The sequence below is a fragment of the Desulfobotulus sapovorans DSM 2055 genome, from assembly GCF_059569355.1.
Genome location: NZ_JCANVJ010000001.1, coordinates 400,571 through 417,267, shown reverse-complemented (window position 1 = coordinate 417,267; position 16,697 = coordinate 400,571). Strand labels below are relative to the sequence as shown.

Here is a 16,697-nt window from a genome sequence, read left to right as displayed (position 1 = left end):
ACCCGTGCGTGAAAAAGAAGGTATGGATCACCATTCTTGAAAAAAACGAAACCCTCGGAAAGGACATTTTTCAGGAGCTGAGCCGCTATGGCCTTCAGCCTGCGGGACATTTCCGGGAAGACGATCCTTCGGGGCTGGCCTGGGCGGCCCTGCTCCCGGAACTCACCCGGGAAGACTGCGCCGCCTGGATCCTTGCGGGCGAGGCCCGGCATTTTGAAGACCCCGCTTTAAGGCGGGAGCTTTCCCTCCTCGCCCTCTGCGCCCAGGACGCCCACGGCCACGGCTTTCCCATCCTCCTTTTTCCCTCAGGAGGCCGTCTGACGGGAACAGGGCTGAGCACCCCGCTCTCCGGTGCGGAAATCCTCACAGGCGGTCTGGGGGCAAAGACCCTGGCCCGGGCCAATGCAAAACGCATCCACCCGGAGCCGGAGTATCGCCTGCGGCCCCATCCCCTGCCCGGCCTTGGGCTCTGGTTTGAGCTGGGCCCCGGAAAAGATCCCTGGGAAGGGGCCTTTTTCGGATGCGCAGGCAGCGATGGCCCAGCACCGGATGCCCATGGCACAGGTGTGGCCGGTACCCTTCCCCGCACAGCCATCCTGCACCACCCCGTACAGGGCATGACCCTGACCCTGGGAGAACGGGAATTTACGGCCTGGGGTGTCCACAATCCCCTGTCACCAGCGGAATCCTACTATGTCCGGGTAAGCGGTTCTCCGGATGCCCTTGTTTTCGGTCCCTTTCCGGAAGAGGATACGGCGGAAGTGTTGACCCTCTCACTGGTTTAGGGCATTTTGTGAAGCTGATTACTATCTTTCTTCAGCTATCGTTCCCATGCTCCAGCGTGGGAACGCCATACCGGGCGCTCCTGCGCCCAGAGCCAGAATCCTCGGGAATTCATTTTCCAGGAAATGGATATTGATGAAGCGCAGGGACGATCCAGACCAAAACATGGAGTGTATCCGGTTCCTGGACTTCCTACAGGCTTTGGGGCATGACAGTGTTCCGGGATTCAAGACGCTGGAGCGTCTTAAGATGCATCCCCACGCTGGAGCGTGGGAACGATGAGTTCAGTGCTGCATGGGCAAAATCTGCGACTGCATGGCTGAGTCAGGGTGGTAATCAGATTTTGTGAAGCTGACGTCCATTTCCCGAGAGGTTTTCTATGTTTTTCTGGCCCAGCCCGTACAGGCAGGTACATACGATCCTCGAAAAATTTTCCGGATATTCTGTTTCCGGAAAGTTCTGCCTGGCTGCCCTTGTGCTGATTTTTCTTGCCTCCTGCCAGCAGGCGACCCAGCCCAAACCCTGGGAAAGCCCCCAGAATGCCCCCAGTCCGGAGGCGGTTCACTGGAACTATATGCCAAAGGGTCTTGCCCTCAACATCGAAGCCTTAAGTTTTCTTAATTATTCGGAAGGTTTTGCCTACAACCTCATGCTCTGTACCTACCAGCTTTCCGCACCCGCAGCTTTTCAGGAACTCGCGGCCACACCCGGCGGCATTCACAAGCTGCTCCAGTGTGAACGCTTTGACCCTGCGGTGGTGCAGGTGGAACGCCACTTCATCCAGCCCGGAGAGAAACGCACCCTGCTTCTGGACAGAGCCGAAGGGGCCCGCCATGTGGGGCTGGTGGCAGGCTACAACCAGCCGGAACCCGGTCTTGTCACCCGGCTCTACACCTTTCCCCTGACCAGCCACCGCAGGCACGGATGGTGGCCCTGGTCTTCCAGGGTCTACAATCCGGGGACACTGTCCCTGGATCTTCTGCTGGATGACCGTTCCCTCCAGCTGATGGGAGTTGAAAAATGAGTGAAGGGCCCATTTACTGGCATCAGGGGCTTTTCCTCCAGCCCCAGCATTTCCAGATCCTCCAGACCCAGATGGAGGGTCAGCTTTCTCCCCTGCTGCCCCGTCTGGCCCCCTTTTTCTGGGGGCTGGTTTCCGGGGGGCTGAATCCCGCATCCCTGGCCGCAGGCCGTCTTGAAATCAGCGAACTTTCCCTGCTCTTTCCCGGCAGCTCCCAGATCCTCACCGTTCCCGGCAATGCCGTATGCGCTGGCAGGTCAGTGAATGCCGCTTCCATCCCCGCAGGGGGAAGCCTCCGGGTTTTTGCCGGAGTCCGGGTGCTGAGACCCGAGGAAGCCAACGTCACCGTGGTGCCGCACAAGGCGGACATGGGATCTGTCCCCACCCGCCTTGTCACCTCCTCTGTCCCTGACAGGGTTGCCGATATGTACGCAGGCGGGCCTGTGGCCGAAGTACAGCGCCTGACCCATGTCCTGCACTTTGTTTTTGAGGATGAGCTGGATCAGGTGGGGATGATGGAACAGCTTCCCCTGGCCCGTCTTTTACGTCAGGAAGATCGCATTGTCCTGGATACGGAGTTTACCCCCCCCTGCCTGAGCCTCTGCGCCTCTCCCCTGCTTTCCCGCATTTTTAAGGAAATCCGGGACTGGGTGCTGGGCAAGGCCCGCCAGCTTGAGGGCTACAGAAACCTGTCCCTGGGTACCGTGGAATCCTCGGAAGTCACCTTCATGCTCATGGCCCTGCGTACCCTCTCCCGCTTCACCATCCGGATGGATCACATGGGAAGCGCCCCTTTCCTTTCTCCCTGGAATGCCTATGGCCTTCTGGCGGAACTGGCTGCGGAGCTCTCGGTTTTTTCCCTCCATACCATCCTGCCCGGAGAACACTCTGAAGACGACAGGACTGAAGGGGAAAGGGGGCTTGCGCCCTACAGCCATGACAATCCGGGCCCCTGTTTTCTGGCGATCCGGGAGATTCTTCTCAAACTGCTGGACGGCATTTCCGCAGGCCCCCGCTTTGTCACAAACTTTGATCTTCAGGCAGACTACAGAACAGCCCGGATTCCCCGGCAGATTCTCGATGAAACCCAGTCTTCGGGCAGCGAATACTGGATGGTGCTGCACTCCGGAACCCTTCAGGCAGAAGCGCTTGCGCTTTCTGCCTCCCGGATGCTGAAGCTTGCCGCCACAGAACGCATGGAGTCCCTTCTGGTACGCGCCCTGCCGGGTCTGGCCCTCAGCCTGTCCAAGAGTCCGCCTCCGGGAATGCCGAGACGTCAGGGTGCCGTGTATTTCCGTATCCACAGGGAAGGAACCCTCTGGCCGGATGTGGAAAAAAGCGGCAGCCTCTCCCTGCACTGGCCTGAAGCGCCGGAGGATCTCGACGCCCAGCTTGCCGTACTGATGAGGTAGCCATGACACTGACCGACGCATTCACCCCGCCCATGGCCTTTGCTGCCCTTCTCGCCTCTCCCCAGACGCCGGAAAGCCTGCCCTTTGCCACAGCCAGGGCGGACATGGAAAAGCTGCTGGATCAGGCCATGACAAAGGCGCTGAAGAAGAATCCGGATCAGGCGGTTCAGGCCCTTTTTGCCGTATGTGCCTTTGCCGATGAAAGCATTCTGACCTCCTCCTGGCCCGGAAGACGGGAATGGATGGGCCGGAAACTTCAGCAGCAGCATTTTGATACGGGCAATGGGGGGGAGGAATTTTATACCCGTCTCGAAACCCTTCTGACGGAAGAGGGGGCCGATACGGAAGAAGGAGGCCTTCCCGGAGGCCCACAGCATGGCGAACAGAAACGGGATGTTCTGGAAGTCTATCTTGCCTGTCTGCATCTGGGCTTCCGGGGCTGCTGCCATGATCTGGCGGGAAAGGCCCGGATTGAGAGCCTGATCCGTACCCTTACGGAAAAGGTTTACGGTACGGATCCGGAGGCGGGAAAAAAGGCCTTCTCCGGTCTCTACGATCCTTCCTGTTTCCCCCCCCGGCCTTCCCGATCCGGAAACGCCATCCGTATGGCCTTTCTGTTCGGAGCACCGGCCCTGCTCACGGCAGCCCTGCTCACGGCCTTCGGCTCCCTGCTTTCCGCCTTTGTCGGCAACTGGCTTCAGGCACTTTCGTCAACCCTCTGAGGTGTCACCGGGATTCATGCCATGACCCGAATCTTCATTACGGCCCTGAAAATTCTTCTCTTTCTGCTCCTTTTTCTCGCCCTTGCCGCCGGACTCTGGCTGCTGGCGGGACACATGGGCTGGCCCCGCTGGACAGTGGCCCTGGCACTGGCTGCGGTACTGTCCCTCGTGTTTTTTATCCTCTTTCTGCGGCGGTACTACTACCGCAGACGGGAAGCCCGCTTCATCCGCAGGGTGGTGGATCAGGACAACGAGGCCATCCGCATGGCGCCTGCGGAAGAGCAGAGAAACCTCACCGCCCTTCAGGAACGCTGGGCCGCCGCCGTGGCCACCCTGCGACAGTCGAGACTGCGGCACAGGGGTGATCCCCTTTACACCCTGCCCTGGTTCATGGTCTTTGGAGAAAGCGGTTCCGGAAAATCAACCGCCATTGCCCACGCACGGGTACACAGCATCCTCACGGATGTCGGCCCCACTCCGGGCATGGCCAGCACCCGCAACTGTGACTGGTGGTTTTTCCAGAACGCCGTGGTGCTGGATACGGCGGGCCGCTACGCCATTCCCGCAGATGACAAAGACAGAAAGGAGTGGGAAACCTTCCTCGGGCTTCTGGGCCGGTACCGGCGCAAGGAACCTCTGAACGGTCTCATCCTCACCCTGCCCGCAGACAGGCTGCTTTCCGGGGATACGGACAGTCTCACGGCCTATGGACGTTCCGTCCGTATGCGCATGGATCAGCTCATGCGGGTACTGGGGGCGAAATTTCCCGTGTACATCCTCATCACCAAGCTGGATCAGGTGCTGGGCATGGACACATTTGCACAGTGGCTGCCGGAAGCCCTCAGAAATCAGGCCATGGGCCAGCTCAATCCGGAAGCAACCCGTGATCCGGAAGCTTTCCTCGAAGAGGCGATGGCCCGGCTGGGCGAAAAGCTGAAGGCCCTGCGCCTGCACCTGCCCACAGATATCGGTATTGCTGGCGGTTCGGCCTTTGTCTTTCCCGATGAATTCAAAGCCCTCGGCCCTGCCATAAAAGCCTTCAGCGAAGCGGCCTTCCAGAAAAATCCCTATCAGGAAACCCCCTTTCTCAGGGGTCTGTTCCTTTCCAGTGCCAGACAGTCCGGCCTGGCCCGTTCCAGAATTTTCAACACGATGGAAAGCATGAAGGGGCAGAGCTGGGCCTTGCCCGAAACCGCAAAGGGAATTTTTCTCCACGATTTCTTTGAGGCCATTCTGCCCAGGGATCGCAGCGGCTTTCTTCCCCTGGCCGAATATCTTTCCTGGCAGAAGGCCACCACCCACCTGGCCCTGGCGGCCTGGCTGCTCCTCCTACTGACGGTCACGGGCCTTGCCAGCCTCTCCTACCGCCATATCCGTCAGGCCATGGCCCCCGTACACGCCGCCTTTGAACAAAAACCGGCACTGGGAAAAGAGCTGGCCCAGGACATGCTCACTCTGGGGCTGTTACAGGACAGAATTGCCGAAATGGAAACCCGGCTGCACCACCCTGTCCTGTCGTATCTGGGATTTCCCCAGGGACAGCAGGCCCTGGAAGGACTCAAGCAGCAGTACACCATCTGGTTCCGGGATTTCATCCTGACCCCGACAAGCATACGGATACAGGAAAAATTCGCCTCCCTGAAAGGAGAAGAACAGGACAAAGCCATCAATCCCTATCTGGAACATCTTGTCTGGCGCGTCACCCTCCTCCATGAGAGGGAAAAGGAGATACCGCCAGACCCTTCAGTGCCTGACGGGGAAGATCCCATCCGGATTCTGGCCCTGGCCTTTGATGGAAAAATGCCAGAAACAGCCGCTTTTTTCCCCGATATGTACCGCGCCTATGTGGCCTGGGAGGACAGCCCGGATCTGATCCGGAATGAGCGCAGCGCCTTGCAGGTGCAGGCCCGTGAATTTCTTGACATCCGGGGCCGGAATCTGCACTGGCTGGCCGCCTGGGCCCATACCCGGCCTGGCGTCTCCGCCGTGACACTGGAAGATTTCTGGATCGGGCCGGGCCGGGTGAAGCAGGCCGTTCCGGTTTCCGCTGCCTTCACCGAAAAAGGACAGAAGGAAATCCGGGAGCTTCTCCGTAAAATTGCCCTCATTGCCCCGGATGAGAAGGATTTTGAGCAGCGCAGCGTCCTGTTCTGGAACTGGTATGCACGGGAACTCCATGTACAGTGGTCTGATTTCGCAAGACATTTTGACCTTGGCACAGCCAAGTTCCTCACCCGCAACGACTGGCTCAATGCAGAAGCCGCCATGGCCACCCTGGACAATCCCTATTTCCGGCTCATTGAGCGCATGAACCTGGAATTCAGCGCTGTCCGCACCCTCCTTTCCGGAGAAGAAGAGACCCGGCTGGCAGGGGAACTGACCGACATGATGAAGGCCTACCGGGCCAGACAGGAGCAGGCCAGCCTGGGCGAAAAAATTGCCCTCAGGCTCCAGACCCTGGAGGCCCAGGCCAGCCGGATGCAGCAGGCCATGGCTGTGGAGGCGTTTTCCCTCTACATGCAGCAGATGGGCACCTTCATCACGGATACGGCCAGTATGGATGCGGCCTTCCGTTTCGCTTCCCGGCATTACGGCCACACCGGTCAGAACACGGAGACCTCTCCCCTGGAACAGGCCCTGGCGTCTCTTCAGAAAATACGCAACCACCTGACCCCAGGAACACTTCGGGACAGCCTGCTCTGGGATCTCATGGAAGGGCCTCTGCTGTTTATGGTGAGGCTGAATACCCAGGAAAGTGCCTGCGCCCTCAACAGTCTCTGGCAGTCCGCCGTGGTGGCGGAAACCCGGTACACCCCCCAGCGGGAACTCTGGCAGGCCCTTTTTGGAGAAAAAGGTACCGTGCAGAACTTTCTGGAAGAAGCCGCCAGACCCTTTTTGCAACGGGATGGGGAGGGATGGGGCGCAGGCTCCTGGCTCCATGTTCCCTTTCCCTTCCATCCGGAGTTTCTCCACTTTCTGGATCAGGGAGCCATCAGACGTCAGCAGCTTCAGCCCCAGTACACCGTTTCCATTGCCACCCTGCCCACCCGTGTGAACAAAGGTGCCCGGACGGAACCCTATCAGACCCGGCTTACCCTGCAATGCGCCGAAGGCGCACAAAGCCTCAACAACTTCAATTTCCCGGAATCCATGGATTTCAACTGGAAACCGGATACCTGTGAAGACGTGACCTTAAGCATCTTTTTCAGAGAAACGACCCTCACCCACACCTGGAAAGGCCCCTGGGGATTCCGGGATTTTCTCCGGGATTTCCGCTCCGGAACCCGAACCTATGCCCCTGCGGATTTTCCCGGCCAAAGCGCCCTGCTGAAGGATCTGGGCATTCAGTCCGTACAGGTCCGCTATACCCTCCAGAATGCCGCCCCCCTCATCCTTCTGGAAGACTATCCTCCCCTGAAAATCCCGGATCAGGCCGCCCAATGCTGGGCAGGTCTGGGTTCCCCAAGCCTGCGGTATGAGACCCCGGAGAATCCGGCCTCTTCCGGTTCGAATGGAGGGCAGCCATGACCCCCCTGACCTCTCCGAAAACCCTCTGGTACATGGTGACAGTCTTTTTTGCTGCGGCCCTCACCCTTTTTTTCCTTACCGCAGGTCAGGATCTGCCCCTTCTGCCCCAGGCCCTGAAACAGATGTCGGCCCAGAAATGGACGGGGGATATCCGGGAGACCCTCCACCACACGGAAACCCTCCTGATTCAGGAAGAAAAGACCATCCGCTACCGCATTGCAGAAAATCTGGAAAAGGCCGGGGAAAATCTGGCCGATCCCGACCCAGCCCCTGCCCCTGCCCCTGCCCCACCCGTAAAACAGCCGACCGTATCCAGAAAAAAAATCCCCCTTCTCCCGGATCATGGCGGGGTTTCCACACTTCTCCGCCATGAGTTCCGCAGGGATGCGACGGGGCTGCATCTCCTGTTCACCGCAGACCAGCCCTTTCCGGCACCAGGGATTTTTTTCATGGAAAATCCGGCCCGATGGGTGCTGGATCTTCCGGGAAACTGGCGCAGTGAAACCCTTCTCAGCACAGGGCTGGAAGATCCGGATATCCAGCGGATGGTGCTGGGAATCCATGAAAACTTCCTGCGTATTGTCCTGCATCTGCGAACCGAAACCCAGTCCCTGCCGAAAAAGGAACCCCGGATTCTCCTGAGCGAAAGACGCATGGAACTTGTTGTGGAAGATCCGGCCGTTTCTTCCGGTTCTGTCCCTTCCACTCCGGAAGCCCCTTAAAAACGGGAAGGAACCCCTATGCCGACACTGAAAGAAAATGCCTTTTCCTTTGAAAGCCGGGCCTTGCCCGCAGACACCTTCACGGTGGTGCATTTTTCCGGCGAGGAAGGGCTGTCCACACTGTACTGTTTTGACATTCTCCTGATTTCCGAAAAAAAGGATGTGGATCTCACGGCAGTTCTGCAAAACCCCGCCACCTTCACCATCAAGGGCCTTTTTTCCCAGGGCCCGGATCTGCCCTTTCACGGGATTCTCGCTTCCTTTGAACAATTACACGAGGCAGGCCCCCATGTTTTCTACAGGGCGGAGCTGAGGCCGAGGCTCTGGTGGCTGACCCTCACCCGGCACAACCAGGTGTTTCTCAACAAAAAACCCGAAGAGTTTCTTTCAACGGTGCTTCAGGACGGCGGTCTTTCTCCAGGGCTGGATTTTTCCTTTCTCCTCAAAGAAAAAAGCCAGCCCCTTGCCTGCCTCTGTCAGTATGGGGAATCCCACTTCACCTTTGTGTCCAGATGGCTGGAACGGGAAGGCGCCTATTACTGGTTTGAACAGGGAAAAGAAGGGGAAAAAATGCTGGCCTCGGACACCCGCATCGCCCACACCCCCCTTGAAGGACACGAGACCTTTGCCTATTCCCCGCCCTCCGGCCTCGACGGAACGGAAGCCGGGAAGGTCATCAAGCGTTTTTCCTTAAAGCAGAGCCCCCTGCCCGCCTCTCTCCTCATGAAGGACTACAACGACATGAAACCGAGCCTCGATCTCCGTGTGGAAACAGCGGTGCGGGAAGGCGGACGGGGCAGAATCTATCTCTACGGAGAGAATTTTCAGGAAAGAAGCGAGGGCGAACGTCTGGCCCGCATACGGGCCGAGGAATACCGCTGCCGGGAAAAAATCTTCCATGGTCTTTCCGCCATTCCCGCCCTCAGGCCGGGGTATCTCTTCACCCTGGAGCGCCACTACCACCCGGACTTCAACCAGCCCTACCTCACCACCACCGTGCGCCACGAGGGCAGTCAGGAACGCTACCTCATCAGCGGCCTCGGCATACAGGGGATTGAGGGACGGGACGAACTCTTCTACCGCAACACCTTCACCTGCATTCCCGCCACCACCCAGTTCCGGCCGGAACGTGTCACCCCCAGACCCCGGATCACGGGCAGCCTTTCCGCCAGAATCGACGCCGCAGGCTCCGGAACCTACGCGGAACTGGATGCCCATGGCCGCTACAAGGTCATTCTGCCCTTTGACCTTTCCGGCCGCAAAGGGGGCAAGGCCTCAGCCTGGGTGCGCATGATGCAGCCCTATGCCGGAGAAGGCATGGGCTTTCACGCCCCCCTGCACAAGGGGACGGAGGTGCTGCTTTCCTTCCTTGAGGGCGATCCGGACCGGCCCGTGATCTCCGGTGCCATCCCCAACGCCGAAACCCCCAGCCCCGTGAAGGACAGCAACCAGACCCAGGTTCGTCTGGTATCCGGCAGCGGCAACGTCATGCACATGGAAGATCAGGCGGGAAAACAGCGGATTCTCATGCACTCCCCTGCGGCCAATTCCTTTATCCGCATCGGTGCTCCCAATGATCCGCCGACTGATCCACCCGACCCACCAGATCCGCCAGATCCGCCTGATCCGCCTGATCCACCTGATCCACCAGATCCACCTGATCCACCTGATCCACCTGATCCACCTGATCCACCTGATCCACCTGATCCGCCAGATCCACCAGATCCACCAGATCCGCCTGATCCACCAGATCCGCCAGATCCGCCTGATCCGCCAGATCCGCCTGATCCACCTGATCCGCCTGATCCGCCTGATCCGCCTGATCCACCTGATCCACCTGATCCGCCTGATCCACCTGATCCACCAGAACCGCCTGATCCGCCTGATCCACCTGATCCACCTGATCCACCTGATCCGCCTGATCCGCCAGAACCGGAATCCTCAGGCGATGAAAACGATGAACACTTTTTCAGCGATGAAGGCATCCGTCTCTTCTCCCTCGGCCCCTTTGAACTTCGGGGAAGCGCGTGGAACAAACTCGTTCTTGGCGAAAGTGGGGATGGCGTTCTGGGGGCATCCATAGGCTTCAATGTAGGGGTGAAGACAGAGCTGATGCTGGGCGGTGTCGGCGGTTACGCCCCGCTGCACTGGACACTAAAGGGAAGTGAGGAACGGGTACTGACAAATGAACTGAAGGTTCTCGCAGCCAAACAGGCCGCCATCGGCACCTACAATGTGGTCGAGGGAGAGAAAGGAAAGGTGACGGCAACGCTGAACGAGGTCACAGGAGAAATGGCCCAGGCTGTGGCCAGCCATCAGACCGTGAAGGCGGCGGTGACCACGGCCATCGGTGAAGAAACCAAGGCCATAGGGGATCGCATTGATGCCGTGGCCGAGCAAACCCAGGCCCTGGGCACCTGTGTGAAGGCCATCGGTACCCAGCTGCACGCCGCAGGATCCAAACTGGAAAGCGCGGGATCTTCCATCCAGAATGCGGGCACCAGTGTACACAATGCCGGAACCCGCATCCAGAGCGCGGGTTCCCATTTAAAAAATGCGGCCGTCATCATTGATGATGCGGCGATCATTATGCAAAACTGAAAGGGATGCCCCTCCATCTTTCTTCAGCTATCGTTCCCATGCTCCAGCGTGGGAACGCCATACCGGGCGCTCCTGCGCCCAAGGCCAGTATCCTCGGGAATTCCTTTTCAGGGAAATGGGTACCGACGAAGCGTCGGGACAATCCAGACCCAAACATGGGGAGTTTCCGGTTTCTGGACTTCCTACAGGCTTTGGGGGCATGACAGTGTTCCGGGATTCAAGACGCTGGAGGGTGGGAACGATGAGTTTAGTGCTGCATGGGCAAAATCTGCGACTGCATGGCTGAGTCAGGGTGGTAATCAGATAATAAAAACCCTCTCAGGTTTTGGGGTGTGCCGTTACGGGCTGGTTCAACATGGGATGAGATCGTGGTTCGTTCCTCACACGATCTATCCTTATTTGTCAGCCTCCATTCATCGGTCATCCTATTTCAAAAGATGTTACTCCAAAAATACGATTAACCGACATATCAGGAAGTTCCCCTGTGTACATTCTGGCGGTTGCAAACGACACTTTCATGTTATAGCGCTCAGCCAATGCTACGGCCGACTGATTCACCTCTGGTACATCGAGGAAAACCGTTTCCGCAGATTTCACTTTGGATTTTATGGCAAGAAAAAGGGATTCGGCTAATTCCGGGGTGTCCGCAAATAGAGGACCGATTTTGTACCCGATGCGACATGCCCGGATGGTGCCATAACCTGAAAGTTTTCCATTGCGCATGATTCCCAGAGAATAACCGTCAGGTTGATTGATCCAGGAATTAATAAAGCGAGATCGGTTTTCAGGAAAAAGGGATTGATCATATGAAACAATGGTTTCAAAAGGCAATCTGGAAAGCTCTATGATTTCTGAGTCGGAGGGGAAAGAGCTAACGAACTTTCCTTCGTAGCGGATGTTACGATAGGCCGGTTTAAAGCCGGATTTTTTATAGTTTTCTTGCTGCGCAACGACACCGTCAAGACCAATGTTCCGACCTTCAAGATATTGAAGAGCGGCGTTCCAGATCTGAATTCCATATCCTTTGCCACGATGTTCTGATTTAACAATGTAAAATCCCAGAAAGCCAAAGGAATCACCATATTTGATCGCAGAAACTGTGGCAATGGGTTCATCGCCAATCAGACCGATGAAAAAACCGTTCGGATCTGCTGTGAAATAGCATTCGGCATCATAGAAGCCCGGGTTCCATCCCTCTTTTGCTGCCCACTCAATGGCAATGTCCACTTCTTTTTGGCTCATTGTTCTGATGATGTAGTTATGGTTTTGCATTGTAACTTCCTGAAAATGAATCTCTGTTTAGAGGCTAACGCCCGCAATAAACGGCGCGAGGAACGAGCGTCCGGCGACCGTAGGGAGCGAATTTAATTGCTTGGTTATGCATTCTGATTTTCTATCCAGACACAGAAATCGGTGATCTCTTTCAGGTCAGGAAATTCACCGTCTTTTGGTCCCCACCATCCCAAGGAGTCCCGATAGAGATAGTAAATATATTTATGGTACTTGTCGTAGAACTGAGTGAGGCTGAGCTTAGATGATCTTTCATAGGCGACATGCCCACAGACCTTGTTCCGGTATTCTCGAAAGTCCTTTGCAAACTCCTCAGGCACCTTTACATCATAAAAACCTATGTCGTTTACCCAGTCAGGCGCGCGGCCATCTTTAATGGCATCACGATATTGGTCCATCACACGCTGCGCGTGATGCATTATGTAACTGTCAATTATAAGGGTTCGTTCCTCACCTCTCTTGTTCGTTATCTTCGTGTTGCCGGAATCACGAGCATTACACCCCAAAACAAACTCGTACAGGTGATGCACGAAGCTTGAATACGCATTATAGGCTCGATAAGAAACCTCTCGGGTACGCCCTTTCATAATCATGATGGTGGCGTAATGTGTGAACCGCTGAAACTCGTCATGACACCTGAACATTTCATGAGTCAAAGCAGTGCAGTGATCGGAATCGACAACGCCGCCTACCTCAAACTTCATGACTACTCCTTGATGCATAACGCTGAAATCAGGGGCGCGGCTTTTTGCGTCCCCTGCATTTATTTGTTAAAAAACCCCATAATTGTTGCAAAAATTCCAGTAATAGTTGCTATTACAGTAAGTAGCGTCCAAAGCCAGTGTTTGGTAGCAACCTCAATTAATATTGCAGGATGCACTCCATTGATTTCCCACCATGTAGCTTTTGTCTTAAGCGAGCCATCAATGGTACGCTCCAATATATTGGACAAGATGTCGGCTTTTCTAAGTGTTGACTGGTGCAATTTAACAAATTCTTTATTATTAAATGCTTCAGCTTCTTCAGCACCAGTCAAAGCATCTCTTGTTGTCATTTTATTTAATTCAACTAAATTATGTAGACGGCCATTTGGCTTATGGCCAATATACCCAACACCATATATTGCAATTATAGCCCTCGCTAAATCAAATTTTCGTGTGTCATCAATAACGAAGGGAGTTCCACCAAGGACACTATATCGGTGCTCTATAGCTTGAAAACCGTAATTAATATCGCGCATATTCCAATGGATGAAATTATAACCATGTCTTGATTTAATGAAATCGAAATATTCATCCAACATCTGCTTCTCAAATTCATCATAGCGACCATCAATTTCATCTACAGTCGCTCCTTGTTGTTCTGCACACTTACTAATGGAAAAAGAAGAAGTTTGTCCAGTTGAATAATTTCTTATAGCAATTGAAGTAACACGTGGGGTATGTCCATCTTTAATGTCATAAAAAGATTCGCAGGAATAATGAATGACAAGAGCGCTATCACATTTCTTTTCTATATCTTCAATTTGTTTTAACGCTGCTTTTCTGCGTTTCAGTTTTTGTAATTCTTTGCCCATCTATACCCCATGTTTATAGAATGTTTTTTAACGCCGGAATAACCAGCACAAAAAGCCGACCACACCGGTTGAAATTATTAAAATTTTTATTAAACGACAGACTCAATAAAAAAGAAAACAGTGTACGGCTTTTTGGGTCTGAGTTTATGAACTTGTTGGTTTGGAATAACTTTAAAGCTGAATTTTATGGCAATGTTCAAATTGCTTTATCATTAAAATAGTTCTGTTTTTATTCACTTTAAATTTTCGTTACTACGACGTTAAAACCGAAACCATGGAACCTGTTTATTTTTCTGTTAAAATGAATAACCCTTTTTAAGAGATTGCTCAAAGTAAAAAAACAGGGGTTATTAAAATTACCCTTAAAACGAGATCCTGAATTTTTATTTCAGTTTATGAAATGAGAAATTCCGGAAAGAACAAAATGTCGGTGGACTCAAAAACCAACAGTTCAATAAATGGAAATTTTTCCATGTTATCCGTCCCTATATCTGGAAAATTTTCCGTTTATTCTCATATTCAGGGGCAAAACATGGAAAATCCTGTTCAGCCCTTGTCCGTTTATCCCAAAAAACCTGACTTTCCATGTATTCCGCTATCCAGCCCCAAAACATGGAAAAAAGGTCGGAATACCCTCCCCATCACTCTTATGCTGCAAGTTTTCAGGGGCGGATTTTCTTTCCCCATCCCACCTCTCTTCAGCCCTGAAACGATGTTTTTCCCTTATCCTGCCTCTCTTCCCATGGCAAGATTTTATTTCCGATCACCGCATTTTCCCACAAGAAACGCCCCCTCCCGCCTGCTTCGCATCCTCAGGAGAGTTGATGTTGATAAATGATTTCAGACCTTCATCCGCTGCCCTCAGCAGCATTTCCGGAACAAGGCCCTTCTGCTCCCCTGTAAAAATCCACTGCACCTTGCTTTTACCTTCAAGGATGTGGCTTTCAAGGACAGGAAGGCCGTCCCTGTGGTAGGCGGCGCACAGGGGTTCCAGATGGGTATTTCCATGGCAGGGAAAAAGGGCTAGGAGGGGAGGATGCATGTGGGAAAGCACAAGGCGGATCAGCTCCGGCCGTATGAAGGGCATGTCGCAGGCCACCACAAAAACGGTATCCGTTTTCGCATGAAAAAGGCCTGCATGAATGCCCGTGGCGGCTCCGGGAAAGGGAAGGACATCCTGTACCACGGGAAAACCAAACTCCCCATAGAGGCCGGTTTCCCGGCTCACGATGAGGAGTTTTTCGCCAAAAACCTCTGTCATGGGTCTGAGCACGGCATCCATGAGGCGGCCCTCTCCAAAGGGTACCAGGGCCTTGTTCCGCCCTCCGTAGCGGGTGCTGCGCCCGCCTGCAAGGATAACGCCCGTGCAGTCGTTTCTCATGGTTTTTTACCGGTCATGGATTTCCCTTAAATTTCCTGCGTCCGGCATCGAGAAAACCGCCTTCCCCGAGGCTTGCCATGTCGGCCCGCGTGATGGGAAGATCGGCAAGGAGCCAGGGCAGAAGAAAGTCCATGGCTGTAGGTGCAGAATACAAAGCCCCCGCGGGAACCCCAAGGATGCGGGTGGAGGCAATGCGTCCGGTGAGGGTCATGGCTCCGGGAAGCACAGGCGCCCCATAGACCTCATCCACAAGGCCCGCCTCCTGAAGGGCCTTTCGGGTCACGTCATCGGGATCCACGGAAAGGCCTCCGGTCACCACCAGCACCTCAGCCCCTCCCGCCACCATCTCCGAAGCGGCTTTTGCGATCTTTTTCGCATCGTCCGGGCATATCCGGCTTTCCGTGACTTTAAGATCATACTCCGCCGCAAGACCTTCCAGAATGGGCAGGAACCCGTCCCTGACCCGGCCTTCAAACACCTCCGTTCCCGTCACAAGAACTCCCAGCCGTGAAAAAACATAGGGAGCAAGGGAAAACAGCGGGCCTTCGGCCAAAACCTCCATGGCCCTGTCAAAGGCCCTTTTTTCAAGGAAAAGGGGGATGGCCCGTGTGCCGCCCAGCACCATGCCAGAGCTTACGGGACTGTAATTCCTGCGGGTGGCGCACATCACCCCCTCACAGCGGTTGAAGCGGAGGAGGCGTTCCCGGTTCACACGGAAAATCCCCCCCTGCTTTGCCGTGAAATCAATCTTTCCTTCTCTCGGAAAGGGAAGGTAGCCGATGCCGGAGCCTGCCATTTTTTCCGCAAAGGCAAGGGCTGCCTCGTTTTCATGGAGAAGGGCCTCGCCTCTGTTCTCAGGCCCCTTCCCTTCTCCCCCGTTCTCTTCAATCCCGATTTCTTCCACCCCGATCTCTTCTACATAGACCCTTTCCCGGCCCATGGATTTTAAGAGCAGGATATCCGCATCCCCAAGACTCTGGCCCTTCACAATGGCCGCCCCCTTGGAAATGCCCGGCTCAATGCGGGTCATGTCGTGCAGGGCTTTCCGTCCCCCGGCCTCTTCCACGGGAAGAACCTGCATTCCGGAACGCTCCTCCCGCAAAGGAGAAAACGCCACCCTGCCCATGCAGGCCTCACAAGCCCCCGGCTCCGATCCCCTGAAACTTTCGCCACAGTCCGGGCAGGTGAAAATCCGGCCTTTTTTGGGAAAGCGCTTCCGGTCCACAACAATCCGCTCCACCTTGTACAGCCCGAAACCCGCTTCGATGATTTCACTGAAAAGCCGTTTTTTATCCTGCTCCTTTTTGGGCTTCAGCTTCATGGCCCAGACATGGACTTCCGGCCACTTTTTAAGACGCTCCGGATCCAGAGCCACCCGCACCCCCTGCCCCGTGTGCTTGTCATAGAGGAGAATGGCAAAACGGCCCGTATCCTCAATGCGCAGCCAGCCGTTTCCGATGGTGCAGGGGGTAAGCACCTGAATGGCATCGGGCAGACAGGCCCTGGTTTCTGCAATGGCATCGTACAGCCCCCCTTCGGGAAGGCTCTGAAAGGCCAGCTCCACCATGAAACCGCCACAGACCATGCCCGGAGCCAGATGACCGTGAAAGGCCCTGACTTTTTCAAGATAAGCGTCAACGGATACTCCCCGGATCTCCATG

At 55.2% G+C, this 16,697-nt stretch carries 12 protein-coding genes; 7 read left to right on the top strand and 5 right to left on the bottom strand.

The features are described 5' to 3' along the window. Positions 1-8: 8 nt before the first annotated feature. The 7 genes from BR04_RS01700 (at position 9) to BR04_RS01670 (ending at position 10,789) form a co-directional block, all read left to right on the top strand. Entirely contained in the window at positions 9-785 is a 777-nt protein-coding gene (locus BR04_RS01700; protein WP_496354246.1) for a hypothetical protein, read from the top strand. Positions 786-1,162: 377 nt separating this feature from the next. Then, positions 1,163-1,807 carry a type VI secretion lipoprotein TssJ gene (locus BR04_RS01695; RefSeq protein ID WP_496354245.1) on the top strand — a complete coding sequence of 215 codons (645 nt, stop codon included), beginning with the start codon at positions 1,163-1,165 and terminating at the stop codon, positions 1,805-1,807. Next, positions 1,804-3,216, top strand: a complete 1,413-nt coding sequence (gene tssK, locus BR04_RS01690) for a type VI secretion system baseplate subunit TssK (protein WP_496354244.1) — start codon at positions 1,804-1,806, stop codon at positions 3,214-3,216. Before BR04_RS01695 ends, tssK begins: the two co-directional genes overlap by 4 nt. 2 nt (positions 3,217-3,218) lie before the next feature. Next, complete coding sequence (locus tag BR04_RS01685; RefSeq protein ID WP_496354243.1) at positions 3,219-3,938, top strand: DotU family type IV/VI secretion system protein; 720 nt, start codon at positions 3,219-3,221, stop codon at positions 3,936-3,938. A 21-nt stretch (positions 3,939-3,959) separates the two neighbouring features. Next, on the top strand, positions 3,960-7,466 hold the full coding sequence (locus BR04_RS01680; RefSeq protein WP_496354242.1) for a type VI secretion protein IcmF/TssM N-terminal domain-containing protein: 3,507 nt from the start codon (positions 3,960-3,962) through the stop codon (positions 7,464-7,466). Next, positions 7,463-8,188: an AMIN domain-containing protein gene (locus BR04_RS01675; RefSeq protein WP_496354241.1), complete on the top strand. Its 726-nt coding sequence runs from the start codon at positions 7,463-7,465 to the stop codon at positions 8,186-8,188. The genes BR04_RS01680 and BR04_RS01675 overlap by 4 nt, the downstream gene beginning before the upstream one ends. An 18-nt stretch (positions 8,189-8,206) precedes the next feature. Beyond that, positions 8,207-10,789, top strand: coding sequence for a type VI secretion system Vgr family protein (locus BR04_RS01670; RefSeq protein WP_496354240.1), 2,583 nt, complete (start codon positions 8,207-8,209; stop codon positions 10,787-10,789). A gap of 420 nt (positions 10,790-11,209) precedes the next feature. Here the strand turns inward: BR04_RS01670 and BR04_RS01665 are convergent, their stop codons facing one another. The 5 genes from BR04_RS01665 to BR04_RS01645 all read right to left on the bottom strand — a co-directional run bounded on the left by BR04_RS01665 (position 11,210) and on the right by BR04_RS01645 (position 16,696). Next, positions 11,210-12,061 (bottom strand): GNAT family N-acetyltransferase, encoded by an 852-nt coding sequence (locus BR04_RS01665; RefSeq protein ID WP_496354239.1) that lies wholly within the window; start codon positions 12,059-12,061, stop codon positions 11,210-11,212. Between the two features lie 104 nt (positions 12,062-12,165). Then, the gene (locus tag BR04_RS01660) at positions 12,166-12,783 is read right to left on the bottom strand and encodes a hypothetical protein (protein WP_496354238.1); all 618 of its coding nucleotides are present in this window, start codon (positions 12,781-12,783) and stop codon (positions 12,166-12,168) included. 59 nt (positions 12,784-12,842) lie between these two features. Next, positions 12,843-13,655 (bottom strand): hypothetical protein, encoded by an 813-nt coding sequence (locus BR04_RS01655; RefSeq protein ID WP_496354237.1) that lies wholly within the window; start codon positions 13,653-13,655, stop codon positions 12,843-12,845. Between the two features lie 763 nt (positions 13,656-14,418). Further along, the gene (gene mobA / locus BR04_RS01650; protein WP_496354236.1) at positions 14,419-15,036 is read right to left on the bottom strand and encodes a molybdenum cofactor guanylyltransferase; all 618 of its coding nucleotides are present in this window, start codon (positions 15,034-15,036) and stop codon (positions 14,419-14,421) included. Between the two features lie 13 nt (positions 15,037-15,049). Then, the gene (locus BR04_RS01645; RefSeq protein WP_496354235.1) at positions 15,050-16,696 is read right to left on the bottom strand and encodes an FmdE family protein; all 1,647 of its coding nucleotides are present in this window, start codon (positions 16,694-16,696) and stop codon (positions 15,050-15,052) included. Position 16,697 lies beyond the last annotated feature (1 nt).

What these genes read in the sequence shown, in the direction of transcription:
- BR04_RS01695 (WP_496354245.1), top strand. Translation starts at nt 1,163, where the DNA reads ATGTTTTTCTGGCCCAGCCCGTACAGGCAGGTACATACGATCCTCGAA.
- tssK (WP_496354244.1), top strand. Translation starts at nt 1,804, where the DNA reads ATGAGTGAAGGGCCCATTTACTGGCATCAGGGGCTTTTCCTCCAGCCC.
- BR04_RS01685 (WP_496354243.1), top strand. Translation starts at nt 3,219, where the DNA reads ATGACACTGACCGACGCATTCACCCCGCCCATGGCCTTTGCTGCCCTT.
- BR04_RS01680 (WP_496354242.1), top strand. Translation starts at nt 3,960, where the DNA reads ATGACCCGAATCTTCATTACGGCCCTGAAAATTCTTCTCTTTCTGCTC.
- BR04_RS01675 (WP_496354241.1), top strand. Translation starts at nt 7,463, where the DNA reads ATGACCCCCCTGACCTCTCCGAAAACCCTCTGGTACATGGTGACAGTC.
- BR04_RS01670 (WP_496354240.1), top strand. Translation starts at nt 8,207, where the DNA reads ATGCCGACACTGAAAGAAAATGCCTTTTCCTTTGAAAGCCGGGCCTTG.
- BR04_RS01665 (WP_496354239.1), bottom strand. Translation starts at nt 12,061, where the DNA reads ATGCAAAACCATAACTACATCATCAGAACAATGAGCCAAAAAGAAGTG.
- BR04_RS01660 (WP_496354238.1), bottom strand. Translation starts at nt 12,783, where the DNA reads ATGAAGTTTGAGGTAGGCGGCGTTGTCGATTCCGATCACTGCACTGCT.
- BR04_RS01655 (WP_496354237.1), bottom strand. Translation starts at nt 13,655, where the DNA reads ATGGGCAAAGAATTACAAAAACTGAAACGCAGAAAAGCAGCGTTAAAA.
- mobA (WP_496354236.1), bottom strand. Translation starts at nt 15,036, where the DNA reads ATGAGAAACGACTGCACGGGCGTTATCCTTGCAGGCGGGCGCAGCACC.
- BR04_RS01645 (WP_496354235.1), bottom strand. Translation starts at nt 16,696, where the DNA reads ATGGAGATCCGGGGAGTATCCGTTGACGCTTATCTTGAAAAAGTCAGG.